Below are 12,808 nucleotides of genomic sequence, written 5' to 3'. Positions count from 1 at the left end.
GCTTCGCACTTTTTCTGGAGTTGCTTGTGAAACCCGCCATTCCGGGCAGGAAGCCGCTTCCTGTTTTTCCTGGCGTTGATTGAAAAACCCAACAAAAGGACATTGGGAATGACACGTGAGACCGACAATTACGCGCTGCTCGATGCGCTGCTTCACACGATGGAGAAGGGCATCATTCCGGCAACGGAAGCGGGCGTTGCCGCCGGCAACAAGATCTTCGGCGCGGCGCTGATGCGCAAATCCGATCTTTCGACCGTGCTTGTCGAAACCAACAACGAGACGGAAAACCCGCTCTGGCACGGCGAAGTGCACACGCTGAAGCGGTTCTACGAGATCGAGGGCGAGAAGCGGCCGGACAGCCGCGACCTCATCTTCCTCTCGACGCATGAGCCGTGCTCGATGTGCCTTTCGGCGATCACCTGGGCGGGTTTCGATAATTTCTTCTACTTCTTCAGCCACGAGGATTCCCGCGACAGTTTCTCCATTCCGCATGACCTGAAGATCCTGAAGGAGGTCTTCACGCTGGAGCCGGGCGGCTACAACCGCACCAATGCCTTCTGGAAGGGCCAGTCGATCCACGCGCTGATCGACGCTCTGCCCGAGCCGCAACGCCAGGAACTCAAGGCCCGCGCCGAGGCGATCCGGGCGAAATACGACGATCTCTCCTCCGTCTATCAGGACAGCAAGGACGGCAACGCCATTCCGCTGAACTGACGCTCGAAAAGCCGTCACCTGTACCGGGCCGTTTCATTCTCTCATCAGAGATTGAAATGGCCTATTTCTTTGAAAGAATATGCATTCCTCCTCGCCAGGGCAGGTGCTAGGGTCGCCTCCATACAGTCGCGTTTCGGGGGAATTGCGTGAACTGGTCCAGGCCTCTCAGGGTGCATCTCAGCGTGCTCGTCGTGGCGCTGCTCATCTTAACGGCGACGCCGATCATCTGGATGGCGTTCAGCCAGGGGCGGCAGGCGGCGATCCTTGCCGGCGAAAAGCACATGCGCGAGATGAGCCTGAGGCTGATCGAGGGCTACAGGAATGCGCTCGAGGGCGGCCACGAGGCGGTCGCGCTTGCGTCCACCGTGCCGCAGCTGGCCGTCGCGCCGCCGGGCGACCTGCAGCCGAAGGAGCAGTTCTTCCTGGAGGTGCTCAGAAGCGTTTCCAACGCGACGAGCGTCTACGCCGGCTATCCTGATGGATCCTACCTGCAGGTGATCAACACGGGGCGGGACTATGTTCGCCAAAGTCTGGCGGCACCGGCAGGCACCGCCTTTGCCGTTCGGTTGCTTGCGCATGCCAAGGAAGCGGGCACCGTCTCGACCCTTCGGTTCCTCGATGCTGCGGCGCAGACGATCGGGGAGCGTCCGTTCGAGCGCACAAATTTCGACCCGCGGCAGAGCCCCTGGTATCAGACGGCGTTGCGAGCCGGCGGTCCGGTTTCCGTCGGGCCCTATGTCACCGGAACGCTGAAGGTTCCGACGCTGGCGCTGGCCGTTCCGCTGAAGGGCAAGGAGGGGATCGTGGTCGGCACCAACATCCATCTTCAGACCATCAGCCGCCTTCTCGATGCGCGCGAGATCTCACCGCGGGCCCGGTCCTATGTCATCGGCAGCGACAACAACCTCGTCGCCCATTCCGATCCCGCGGTCATGAGCACAATCCTCGGCGCCTGGTCGGGTGGTGGCGGCGCCGGCATGCGCAGCCTGGATCCCAGCCTCGACGTCGTCGCCGGGCTGCGCAAGGATCCCGCCTATGCGGGCGGTGGTCTTGCCGAAGCCGATTTTGCCGGCGAGCGCTATCTGGTCCAGATGGCACCCGTCAGCGTATCCGGCCTCTTCAAGGGCAGCTCGGTCGCGATCGTCGTGCCGCTGCAGGATCTGGTGGTGCAGGCAAACCGGCTCCTGGTGCGCAACCTCATGATTGCCGCAGCCGTGCTGGTGGCCGGCGTGGTCGGCTCGCTCATGCTGTCACGCGTGATCAGCCGCAAGCTCTATCACCTCGCCGACGAGGCGCGGCGGATCGGTGACCTGAACTTTGCCGGCACGGACGCCCCGCATTCCTGGATCACCGAGATCAATACGCTTGGCGGCGCGCTTTCCGCCAGCCGGCGCGCTATCGTCCAGTTTGCGCTCTATGTTCCGCGCGAGGTGGTGCGCCGGATCATCGACCCCGAAGGCGGGGCGGCGGTCCGGGGCAGGCGGCAGGAGGTGACGGCGCTTTTCACCGACGTGCGCGACTTCACCACCATCTCCGAACAGCATTCGCCGGAGGAAGTCGTCGATATTCTCTCGGCCTATTTCGAGATGCTGAACACGGTGGCCGAGCAGTACCACGGGACCGTGATCCAGTATCTGGGCGACAGCATCTTCGTCATCTGGAACGCGCCGGTTGCCGATCCGCAGCACATCGAGAATGGCTGTCATTGCGCGCTGGCGATGAAGGCGGCGGTCGATCGCCTGAACGAGACCAACCGCAAAGGCGGCCGGCCGGAGCTGTTCACGCGCTTCGGCGTGCATACGGGGCCGGCGGTCGTCGGCAGCTTCGGAGCGATCGCGCGGCAGCAATACACGGCCATGGGCGACACGATCAACGTCGCCTCGCGGCTCGAAGGGCTGAACAAGGAGTTCAACACTTCGATCCTGGTGAGCGGGGCGGTGCAGTCTGCGGTTGCCGACCTCTTCGACTTCCGCGCGATGGGGATGGTGCACGTGAAGGGGCGCTCGGGAGGCATCGACCTCTGGGAGTTGGTGGGCGCGAACGCCCGTTAGTCCTTGCCGCCGCGACGACCGCCCAACGGGGCGGATCAGCGCTCCGCCAGCAGGCCGGTGGCCATGGCGCGGAAGGCCTCGATCGCCTTCGGCAAGACCGCTTTCGGCTCGTCGCTGGCGGCGACCCAGAGGGCAGCGTTGAGGGCGGCACCGCTCAAGAGCCGCGCGGCCGCTTCCGGATCGACCGGGTTCAGAACGCCCTTGTCCAGCAGTTCTTCCACCGACCGCTTCGTCGCCAGCAGGCAACTGTTCTGGCTCGGCCATTTCGAGGGGTCGCCGAGCACGGCCGGGCCATCGAGCAGAACGATGCGCTGGACTTCGGGATCGAGCGCCATCTCGATATAGGCCGCTCCTTCGGCAAGCATCGCCTGCCAGTGGTCACCGGCTGCCGCATCTGCGCCGATCTGCTTGGCGCGGGCGGCCATCTCGCCGTCGATCTGGGTTACGACCGCGGCCAGGAGCCCGCGCTTGTCGCCGAAATTGTGGTAGAGCGCGCCGCGCGTCAGCCCGACATCGGCGGTCAACTCATCCATCGAGGCCGCCGCATAGCCCTTTTCGGCAAAGGCCTTTCGGCCGGCCGAAATCAGCTTCGCGCGGTTTTCCTCCATCGTTTCCTGGCGGCTTCTGGCCATCATTGACCTCAAATTCAGATACGGCGCGTATATGGATTTGACATGCGCGTCGTATTTCGCTATTTCAGATACGTTCCGTATATCAAATGAAGCGGGTTTTGTGAAGTTCTGCCTGAAACGGCAGCGCGCGCCCGTTTGCGCGCCCTCAATTTACGAGAAGGATCAGACCGATGACCAAACGCAACGCAATCTTTCCGGCAAATCGTCATGCGCTCTACGAGGCGCACGGCTACTCCGCGGCCATCCGGTCGCAGGACCTGCTGTTCGTCTCGGGGCAGGTGGGGAGCCGTGAGGATGGCACCCCGGAGCCGGATTTCGAACGCCAGGTCGAACGCGCCTTCGACAATCTCGAAGCGACGCTCGCGGCAGCCGGCTGCAGCTTCGACGACATCGTCGATGTGACGACCTTCCACACCGATCCCGAACACCAGTTCGAGACGATCATGGCCGTCAAGAACCGGATCTTCAGCGAAAAGCCCTATCCAAACTGGACCGCCATCGGCGTCAACTGGCTCGCCGGTTTCGATTTCGAGATCAAGGTGATCGCGCGGATTCCGGCCGGCCAACTGGCCGCGTAGGTCATTGGGAACGTGGCAACCCGGGTTCTAGTGCAGATGCACCAGCTTGTCCGGGTTGCGCACGACATAGATCGCCACGACCTTGCCGTTCTCGATCTCCAGCGCAGTCGTCTGCAGTTCGCCATCGGCCTCCCGGGTGACAAAGCCGGGCAGGCCGTTGATGAAGCCGGCGCGCACGAGCGTCGAGCCGTGCTTGGCAAAGAGGGCGGCCAGTTGCGCGTGCACCTTCATCACGGCGTCGAAGCCGAGGATCGGCTGCAGGGCGGCCGGGCGCTTGCCGCCGCCGTCGGAATGTACGCTGACATCGGCTGCGAGCATGGAGCCGAGCGTTTTCATATCGCCGTGGCGGGAGGCGGCAAAGAAGGCGTTGGCGAGTTCCAGGCCGCGCTGCTGCTCGATCTGGAAGCGGGGGCGTTCCTCGCGCACATGGGTGCGGGCCCGGGCCGCAAGCTGGCGGCAGGCGGCGGCGTCGCGGTCGATCGTTGCCGCTACCTCATCGAAGCTCTGGCCGAAGACGTCGTGCAGCAGGAAGGCGGCGCGCTCCAGCGGCGAGAGCCGTTCGAGTGCCAGCATCAGGGGCAGGGTGACGTCGTCCTCCGGCTCCTCCTCGACGACCGGATCGGGAAGCCAGGGGCCGACATAGGTCTCGCGCTTCAGCCGCGCGGATTTCAACTGGTCGAGGCAGAGCCGCGTGACGGTGCGACGCAGAAACGCCTCCGGCTCGCGCACGGATGTGCGGTCGGCCCCCATCCAGCGGATGAAGGCCTCCTGCACCATGTCCTCCGCATCGGCGACCGAGCCGAGCATGCGGTAGGCGACGCGGACGAGCTTCGGACGCAGCGGGTCGAAAACCGCCGCTGCGTCCTCATGGGCGCTGTCCACCATCAGGCGGCGGCCTTGGCGGCTGCCGGATCGACCCAGAGGCCGAAGCCGACGGCCAGACGGTTCCAGCCGTTGATGACGTTGATCATCAGCGTGAGCTTCACCTGTTCCTCCTCGGTGAAATGGTCCTTCAGCGCCTGATAGGCCGCTTCATGGCCGTGGCCCTCCGAAAGCCGCGTCAGCGATTCTGTCCAGCCTAGCGCGGCGCGCTCGCGATCGGAATAGCAGGGCGCTTCGCGCCAGGCGGAAAGCAGGTAGATGCGCTGTTCCGTCTCGCCCTTTTCGCGGGCTTCCTGGGTGTGCATGTTGATGCAGTTGGCGCAGCCGTTGATCTGCGAGGCGCGGATTTTCACGAGTTCGATAATAGTGGCGTCAAGGCTCGCGGCAACGGCCATCGAGACACTGGTCCAGCTCTTCATCAGTTGCGGGGCAGCGGCGAAAAGGTCGATCTTGGCAGTCATGGTTCCGTTTCCTTTCGTTGGTTCCGATACCATGACGAGCGAGCGACGGCCGGTGTGACATGGCCGCGAATTTTTTTTGAAAACTCCAGTGTGGATTGTTTTGTGCGGAGCCGGCGCATGCCGCGCCGCACTAACCCGTTTGGATGACTATGCCGCATTCGGCCGATATGTGAGTGTAGCCTGGGGGATCCTTTATTGCAGGTGGTGGTGCCGAGTGCTTCGGGAGGTACTCAATGGCAGACGAATTCAATGCCGCACTCGATATTCCGTATGTCTTCGAGATCACCATTAACGACTTTGCGGCGCTGTGGCGGAAGCTGGAGAGGCGAAGCTTTGCGCTGAAGGCGCTTTTGCCTAACTGGTATGGCCAGCTCCAGGGAGAATTCGCAGCAAGCTTCGGCGCGCTCGATGCCTATGTCGGCCACGGCAGTGCGGTCATTCCCCGAAACGGCATGGAAAAGGCCGCTGTCGAGGCGGTAATCGCGACAATGCTGATGGGCCGACTCGGCATGGCCATTCGCGAGCTGGCCGTCGAGGCGGGCCAGGCCGCGACCCAAGAGGGCGCTCCCATCAAGGGCCGGCTTCACTATGGCAAGGACAACCGGATTATCGGTGTGGACAACGAGTATCTGCGCCGGGTGCTCGATCCGGCCGAGGACTATCAGGCCGCTGGCTGCGTCTTCGAGGTGCTCGGCTATTCGCCGAGCAGTCCCTTTTCCATGACGTCGAGGATCGCCTCGATGATGCTGCTCTTCAACCGTGGCATGGCTCCCTTGAACGGCCGGCCGGTCGAGTACAACGTCATCCTGAAGACGATGCACGCCTTCATCGCTGCGGAGAACCTCGGCTATGTCATGGCCTTCGAGCACCGCAACACCAATGACGACCTGTCGATCTTCACCACCAACGAATTCAACAAGCTGACCATCCAGTCGGCGGAGGGCGACCTTCGCCTCATTCAGAAATACCTGAAGGCCATCGGCTTCTATTTTGGTGATGTCGACAATGCGCTCGGACCGGAGTTCGAGGTCGCTGCCCGAAATTTCGCGCGCGTCTACAGGCTGGACCACTATGCGCACTACAGTGACCGCGAGTTCCTCTACACACTGGCCAATGCCTATGTGCTCCACCGCAGCCAGATGTCGACGGGCGCGCGCTAAAGCTCATCGCGTGAAGCTCTTGTTTTTATGCACGTCGTCGCCGCAAAACCGCTGCGCACATTTGCGCGACCTGCATCGGGACCCACAGATCGCGCGTCCCCCGGTTCTGTCATACCCCTGTAAAAGGGTGGCCCTATCCCTCGGCGCCAGTTTCAACACGAGGGTGTATCCATGAAATCGTTTGTCTCCGTCCTTGCCGGCGCTGTTGTCGCAGGCCTGCTTTCGACCGCGGCCAATGCCGAGAGCCTGGTGCTCTATACCAGCCAGCCGAACGAGGATGCGCAGGCGACGGTCGACGCGTTCCAGGCCGCCAATCCCGGCATCGAGGTGGAATGGGTGCGCGAGGGCACGACCAAGATCATGGCCAAGTTGATGGCAGAGATCGAGGCCGGCAATCCGGTGGCCGACGTGCTGCTCATCGCCGACACCGTGACCATGCAGCGGCTGAAGGAAGCAGGCCATCTCGCCGACTACAAGTCGCCTGAAGCGGCAAGCTACGACGCGGCACTCTATGATGCGGACGGCGCCTATTACTCCACCAAGATGATCACGACCGGCATCGTCTATAACACCTCCGCCGCCATGAAGCCTGAAGGCTGGCAGGATCTCAGCAAGCCGGAGGCCAAGGGCCTCGTCACCATGCCGAGCCCGCTGACCTCGGGTGCGGCTCTCATTCACGCTCAGACCCTGACCGGCATTGATGGCCTCGGCTGGGACTATTACAAGGCACTCGCCGAGAACGGTGCTACGGCTGCCGGCGGCAATGGCGGCGTCTTGAAGGCGGTCGCGACCGGCGAGAAGGCCTATGGCATGCTCGTCGATTTCATGGCGATCCGCGAGAAGGCCAAGGGCGCGCCGGTGGAATTCGTCTTCCCGGCCGAGGGCGTGTCTGCAGTGACCGAGCCCGTCGGCATCCTGAAGACCGCCAAGAACGTCGAGGCGGCGAAGAAGTTCGTCGACTTCCTGCTGTCCGAGGAAGGCCAGAAGGCGGCGGTGAAGATGGGCTATATCCCGGCCCGCAACGGCGTGGCGCTGCCTGCGGGCTATCCGGCCCGCGAGACGATCAAGGTGCTGCCGGTCAATGCGGCCGAGGCCGTGAAGAACTCCGACGCGGATCTCAAAACCTTCTCCGGCATCTTCGGTACGAACTGATCCCGGGAATGCTTGAACGCAACGATGCGCGCAGCCGGCCCCGCTGGCTGCGCCTTTCCTTTCACGGCCGGACGATGGGCGCGCCCAAGGTGCGGGCAGGGGCGAGCCCCGCCGCCGAGCCGCGCTGGCTGGTGCCCTTCGTTCTCGGCTGCCTGTTTCTCCTCTGCCTGCTGCCGCTCTTCAGCCTGGCGAAGGCCGGCTTTGCCGGGCTTATTTCGGGCCGGTCGATTGGCGTGCTCACGGAACCTGCAACCTTTGCCGCCATCCGCAACACGCTGATAACCGCGACCGGCGGCATGGTCGTCTCCGTTGTCATCGGCGCGCTCTTCGCCTTCTCGGTGGCGCTGACGGATGTGCGCGGCAAGCTTGCGCTCAGCTTTGCCTTCATGCTGCCGATGATGATCCCGCCGCAGGTGACGGCGCTTGCCTGGGTGGAGATGACCGGGCCGGCGAGCCCGCTGTTAAAGACGCTCGGGATTGCGCCGCCGCTCGGCAGCCCGCAGCCGCTCTATTCGCTGGCAGGCATTTCGCTGCTTCTCGGCGTCCAGCATGCGCCGCTGGTTTTCCTGGCGCTGAAAGCCGGGCTTTCCGCCACGCCGCGCGACGGGGTGGAGGCGGCACGGCTTGCCGGGGCCACGCCATTCCGTGTCTTTCGCGACATCGTCGCGCCGCTGTCGCTGCCGGGACTGATTGCCGGTGCGGCGATCGCCTTCGTCTCCGGCGTCGGCAATTTTGGCATTCCGGCGATCCTCGGCATTCCCGCGGGCATCGAGGTGCTGCCGACCCTGATCTATACGCGGCTCGCCAGCTTCGGCGCCGGCACCTTCGGCGAGATCGCGCTGCTCTCCAGCCTCATCGCCATGATCGCGGCTGCCGGGCTGATCCTGCAGCAGAAGGCGCTTGTCGGCAGGGATTACCGCATCATCGGCCTTTCCGGGGCGAATGCCGCCTTTTCGCTCGGCCGCTTCCGCCCGGTCGTTGAGCTGGTCCTCGTGGCGATCCTGCTTCTCGTGCTGGTCGCACCGCTCGCCGCTCTTGTCGCGAGCTCGCTGGTGCCGGCCTATGGCGTGCCGCTTAACCTTCAGACGGTGTCGCTGCGCGCTTACGAAGAAATTCTCTTCCGCCAGTCGATGACGCTGAAGGCGCTTGGCAATTCGATGTTCCTTGCAGCAACGGCCGCATTCGGCCTGCTCGCCGTCTCGGTGCCATCAGCCTATCTCATGACGCGACGCAAAGGGTGGCTTGCCAATACGCTCGGCATCCTCATCGAGATCCCCTATGCGCTGCCGGGCATCGTGTTGGCCGTCGCCTTCATCCTTACCTTTGCCGCACCTCTGCCGATCCTCAAGGTCTCGCTCTATGGCACCATCTGGATCATCCTGGTTGCCTACTTCTCCTCGTTCCTCGCCGTCAGCCTCAAGCCGGTGATGAGTGCTTTCCTGCAGATGGACCCATCGCTGGAAGAGGCGGCGCGTCTCGCCGGTGCTGGCTTCTTCAGGCGGATGTCCGACGTGATCCTGTCCTTGGTAGCGCCGGCCGCGGGTGCGGCGATCATCCTCGTCTTCCTGATTGCCGCCAATGAGCTGACGGTCTCGGCGCTGCTCTGGTCGGCCGGTACCCAGACACTCGGCGTCGCCATCTTCAATCTCGACGACAGCGGCTCGTCGGACCTGGCTGCAGCCCTTTCCGTGCTCGTGGTCGTCATGATCGTCGTGCTGATGGCCGCGCTCGAGGCTCTCGCAAACTATCTCCCGGAAGGCGTGCTGCCGTGGCGCAACTGATCCTCAATCACGTCACCAAGCATTTTGGCGGCGGCCGACCGGCGGTTTCCGATGTGTCGCTGACCGTGCGGGAAGGCGGCTTCCTGGCGCTGCTCGGGCCTTCCGGCTGCGGCAAGACGACGGTGCTGCGCATGATCGCCGGCTTCGAGCAGCCCAGCGATGGATCGATCGATTTTGGCGAAAGACGGCTTTCGGATGCTGCACGGGCGCTGCCGCCGGAGCGGCGCAACATGGCGATGGTGTTCCAGTCCTATGCGCTCTGGCCGCATATGACGGTGGCCGAAAATGTCGGCTATCCGCTGAAGGTCCGCGGCATTTCAGGCTCGGCGTGGCAAAGGAGCGTCGCCGATGCTCTGGCGCTGGTGAAGCTTACGGACCATGCCGACCGCCGGCCGGCAGCCCTTTCCGGCGGTCAGCGCCAGCGCGTGGCGCTTGCCCGCTGCCTGGTGACCTCACCGGATGTCGTGCTGCTCGACGAGCCGCTCGCCAATCTCGACCAGCACTTACGCAAGTCGATGGAGGAGACCTTCCGCATCTTCCACGAGCGCTCGGGCGCGACGATGATCTATGTGACGCACGACCAGGCGGAAGCCATGGCGCTCGCAACCGATGTCGCCGTCATGCACGAGGGGCGGCTGATGCAGATGGCGCAGCCGGCCGAGATCTACGCAAGACCCGAAGGCGCCGTCGTCGGCGGCCTGATCGGCCGTGGCTCGGTGCTCAAGCTCGCCGTGCCGGAGGGCATGCCGCGGGCGATGGATTGGCCAACGCTGCGGTCAGCGCTTGCCGGCGTCGGCATGGAAGGCGCAGGCGATGGCGCCGTGCGCGACGTCCTCGTGCGCCCGGAACATGTGCGCCACGACGGCGAGGGCATGGCGCTCCGCGTCGTCTCCTGCGTGTTCGAAGGCGAGCGTTTTGCCCTGACCTTGGCTTTGCCGGACGGTCAGTCATTGAAGGCCTATGGCGACAGGGCGATCATGCCGGGAGACACGGCGCGCTTCGTGATGAGCCAGGGGTGGCGGCTCTAGGCCGGGTTGGCGTCAGTCGCAATCGGGTTTGTCGAGTTCGACCTCGAACTGGCGCGGGCCGACAACGCCAGGCTTTGCCGGCAGACCGACGATCCTTGCGATCACCGTGCATTTGCCGGCGACGACGGCATAACGGTCGCGGCCCTGGCTGATGACCTTGTCGATCGGGTGTTTGGGAACGGCGACGGCGACCGCGTTGATGACCGCGTTCAGTTCGCGGGCACGCTGAAAATTCGGCGCAAGGGCGGCATTGGCCTGACCAGTGGCAAGGACGAGGACGAGGCAGGCGACGGCGGATCGGGCGAACATGGCAAGCTCCTGTTTGGAAGAGGCAAGCATGATCGCCCGGCAGATTCAAGGACAGCGATCGGCCGGGCCGTCGATGGGAACGGTTCGTTGACAGGGGGTGATCCGAAGACGATCCTCGGCCAGCTTCGCCTCCAGCCTCTCGAACGGTCCGATGACATCCGAAACGCCGATACAGGAAACGCCGCTTGCGGGCGGGAACGTCAATGCCGGCGTCGTGCGCGTGGGCGATACGGTGCGCCGCGCCACGCGCCCTGAGAGCGCGACCGTTCACCGGCTGCTCCTCCGTCTCGAGGCAAAGGGCTTTGCGGGATCGCCGCGGTTCCTGGGCCTCGACGGCCAGGGACGAGAGATGCTGAGCTTTGTTGAAGGCGATGCCGGTGTCTCTTCCGACATCTGGCTTTGCGAGGATGCGCTGATTGCCGCAGGGCGGCTGCTTCGCGCCTATCATGACGCGACGGCCGAATTCGACTTCGGCGCGGCGGATCGCTGGGCCTTTAGATATCCGGATCGGCGTCGATGGGAGGTCATTTGCCACAATGATTTTGCGCCGTACAATCTCGTTTTTCGGGCCGGCGAACCGGTGGGGATCATCGACTTCGATCTCGCCGGTCCCGGGCCGCGGCTGCGAGACCTTGCCTATCTCGCCTATTGGACCGTGCCGCTTTCCTTCCATTCCGATGACTTGAAGGCCGCGGCGCTGGCGGATCTCGATGATGGCAGCCGGCGGCTGAAACGGCTGTGCGCGACCTACGGTCTTGCCTTAGACGATGCGTTGCTTGGGATGGTCGCCGATGTGCTCGGGCATATGGGCGACGAGGCGGCGATGCTGGCAATGATCGGCGCGGCCGCGACCGAGCGGCTGAAACGGGACGGGCATCTCGATCACTGGCGGCGAGAGCGGGACGCCTTCGAGCGCCATAGGACGCTATTGTCCCGAAACCTTGTCTGACGACCGGCGAAGCGGCGGGGCAAGCCGATAGCGTTCGCGAAAAAGAATTTTTGCCTACTGAAATAAACCATTGAGTTAAATGAAACTGGTTGTTATAAACAACCGGTGTTCCGCTTTTATGCGGTTGAGGAGGAACGGGGCGGTCGCCTCATCGACAGGAGGATAAGATGAAGCTTTATCAGGGCATGGGACCGAATTCGTATCGTGTGCGCATCTTCATGGCGGAGAAGGGGATCTCGCTGCCGATGGTGGATGTCGATTTCGCCAAGGGCGAGCACAAGGCGCCGGAATTCCTGGCGGTCAATTCGCTCGGTCAGATCCCGGTGCTGGAACTCGACGACGGCACTGTTATCACCGAGAGCGTCGCGATCTGCCGCTATCTCGAAGAGACCACGCGCGAGCCGCAGCTCTTCGGCCATGACGCCGTCAGCCGCGCCAAGGTGGAGATGTGGAACCGGCGCGCCGAACTGGTGATCCTCGGTACCGTCGGCAATGTGGCGCTGCATTCGGACGCGTTCTTTGCCGAGCGGCTGACGCAGTTTCCGGCCTTTGCCGAGACCGAGCGGGCGGCGGTGCCGCAGAAATGGGGCTGGCTCGACGATGAGCTCTCGGATGGAAGGCCGTTCCTGGCAGGCGACGAATTCTCGATCGCCGACATCACCGCAGGGGTCACCGCCTGGCTCTGCGAGGTCTTCGGCATGGAAATCCCGGCTTCCGCAAAAAACGTCCAGCGCTGGCTGGAGCGGGTGCGTTCGCGGCCGAGTTTTGAGGCCTAAGGGACAGCCTGTGGCAGGGGCGGTTTCGCGCAGTCTTAGGGTGGCGAGATCGGCCCCTCATGCGGCCTGCCGGCCACCTTCTCCCCGTTGTCGCGGGGAGAAGGTGGGACGTGGCGGCCGCTCGTTCCTTCGGCCAATGTGGCAGCCGCGTTGCCCGTCGGCAGGTCTCGACCTGGGAGCCGGCCGTCGTCCGCGTTCCCTCTCCCTGCAGGCGGGGAGAGGGTCAGGGTGAGGGGATGGCATGCGCCATAGCATTGATTATTTTGTAGATTTCCCCATTCTGCAGACGAAACCCAACGACCGAATTCTCGCCTCTGCGCCCCCGCTAAAATTCA

13 protein-coding genes are annotated in these 12,808 nt (G+C 63.7%); 9 read left to right on the top strand and 4 right to left on the bottom strand.

Annotation, left to right across the window (positions count from 1 at the left end):
- The first annotated feature begins 108 nt into the window (after window positions 1-108).
- Both IB279_RS11470 and IB279_RS11465 read left to right on the top strand, forming a co-directional pair.
- Window positions 109-714, top strand: coding sequence for a deaminase (locus IB279_RS11470; RefSeq protein WP_034793244.1), 606 nt, complete (start codon window positions 109-111; stop codon window positions 712-714).
- Window positions 715-860: 146 nt separating this feature from the next.
- Window positions 861-2,765 carry an adenylate/guanylate cyclase domain-containing protein gene (locus IB279_RS11465; protein WP_112770988.1) on the top strand — a complete coding sequence of 635 codons (1,905 nt, stop codon included), beginning with the start codon at window positions 861-863 and terminating at the stop codon, window positions 2,763-2,765.
- A gap of 35 nt (window positions 2,766-2,800) precedes the next feature.
- Here the strand turns inward: IB279_RS11465 and IB279_RS11460 are convergent, their stop codons facing one another.
- Window positions 2,801-3,397, bottom strand: coding sequence for a TetR/AcrR family transcriptional regulator (locus IB279_RS11460; protein ID WP_176960261.1), 597 nt, complete (start codon window positions 3,395-3,397; stop codon window positions 2,801-2,803).
- A 170-nt stretch (window positions 3,398-3,567) separates the two neighbouring features.
- Here IB279_RS11460 and IB279_RS11455 point away from each other — a divergent pair, with 170 nt between their 5' ends.
- Window positions 3,568-3,975 carry a RidA family protein gene (locus IB279_RS11455; RefSeq protein ID WP_034793253.1) on the top strand — a complete coding sequence of 136 codons (408 nt, stop codon included), beginning with the start codon at window positions 3,568-3,570 and terminating at the stop codon, window positions 3,973-3,975.
- A 27-nt stretch (window positions 3,976-4,002) separates the two neighbouring features.
- On the opposite strand, the gene IB279_RS11450 is transcribed toward IB279_RS11455, so the two are convergent.
- Together IB279_RS11450 and IB279_RS11445 are read right to left on the bottom strand one after the other, a co-directional pair.
- The gene (locus tag IB279_RS11450; protein WP_034793265.1) at window positions 4,003-4,860 is read right to left on the bottom strand and encodes a sigma-70 family RNA polymerase sigma factor; all 858 of its coding nucleotides are present in this window, start codon (window positions 4,858-4,860) and stop codon (window positions 4,003-4,005) included.
- Window positions 4,860-5,318, bottom strand: a complete 459-nt coding sequence (locus tag IB279_RS11445; protein ID WP_112770987.1) for a carboxymuconolactone decarboxylase family protein — start codon at window positions 5,316-5,318, stop codon at window positions 4,860-4,862. The genes IB279_RS11450 and IB279_RS11445 overlap by 1 nt, the downstream gene beginning before the upstream one ends.
- A gap of 233 nt (window positions 5,319-5,551) precedes the next feature.
- Between IB279_RS11445 and IB279_RS11440 the strand changes: the two genes are divergently transcribed.
- From IB279_RS11440 to IB279_RS11425, 4 genes are all read left to right on the top strand, one after another.
- The gene (locus IB279_RS11440) at window positions 5,552-6,478 is read left to right on the top strand and encodes a peptidoglycan-binding domain-containing protein (RefSeq protein WP_112770986.1); all 927 of its coding nucleotides are present in this window, start codon (window positions 5,552-5,554) and stop codon (window positions 6,476-6,478) included.
- A gap of 171 nt (window positions 6,479-6,649) precedes the next feature.
- Window positions 6,650-7,630 carry an ABC transporter substrate-binding protein gene (locus IB279_RS11435; RefSeq protein WP_112770985.1) on the top strand — a complete coding sequence of 327 codons (981 nt, stop codon included), beginning with the start codon at window positions 6,650-6,652 and terminating at the stop codon, window positions 7,628-7,630.
- A gap of 74 nt (window positions 7,631-7,704) precedes the next feature.
- Entirely contained in the window at window positions 7,705-9,411 is a 1,707-nt protein-coding gene (locus IB279_RS11430) for an iron ABC transporter permease (RefSeq protein ID WP_246801921.1), read from the top strand.
- Window positions 9,399-10,439, top strand: a complete 1,041-nt coding sequence (locus IB279_RS11425; protein ID WP_112770983.1) for an ABC transporter ATP-binding protein — start codon at window positions 9,399-9,401, stop codon at window positions 10,437-10,439. Before IB279_RS11430 ends, IB279_RS11425 begins: the two co-directional genes overlap by 13 nt.
- Window positions 10,440-10,451: 12 nt before the next feature.
- Here IB279_RS11425 and IB279_RS11420 read toward each other — a convergent pair whose 3' ends face one another.
- Complete coding sequence (locus IB279_RS11420; RefSeq protein WP_063891143.1) at window positions 10,452-10,748, bottom strand: hypothetical protein; 297 nt, start codon at window positions 10,746-10,748, stop codon at window positions 10,452-10,454.
- A gap of 151 nt (window positions 10,749-10,899) precedes the next feature.
- On the opposite strand from IB279_RS11420, the gene IB279_RS11415 reads away from it, so the two are divergent.
- Window positions 10,900-11,697 carry an aminoglycoside phosphotransferase family protein gene (locus IB279_RS11415; RefSeq protein WP_112770982.1) on the top strand — a complete coding sequence of 266 codons (798 nt, stop codon included), beginning with the start codon at window positions 10,900-10,902 and terminating at the stop codon, window positions 11,695-11,697.
- A gap of 167 nt (window positions 11,698-11,864) precedes the next feature.
- The gene (locus IB279_RS11410) at window positions 11,865-12,473 is read left to right on the top strand and encodes a glutathione S-transferase family protein (RefSeq protein ID WP_034793282.1); all 609 of its coding nucleotides are present in this window, start codon (window positions 11,865-11,867) and stop codon (window positions 12,471-12,473) included.
- Window positions 12,474-12,808 lie beyond the last annotated feature (335 nt).

This window comes from Ensifer sp. ENS06 (assembly GCF_014852205.1).
In the GTDB taxonomy this organism is placed as follows: Bacteria; Pseudomonadota; Alphaproteobacteria; order Rhizobiales; family Rhizobiaceae; genus Ensifer; species Ensifer adhaerens.
This window is presented reverse-complemented; position numbering and strand designations above follow the sequence as displayed.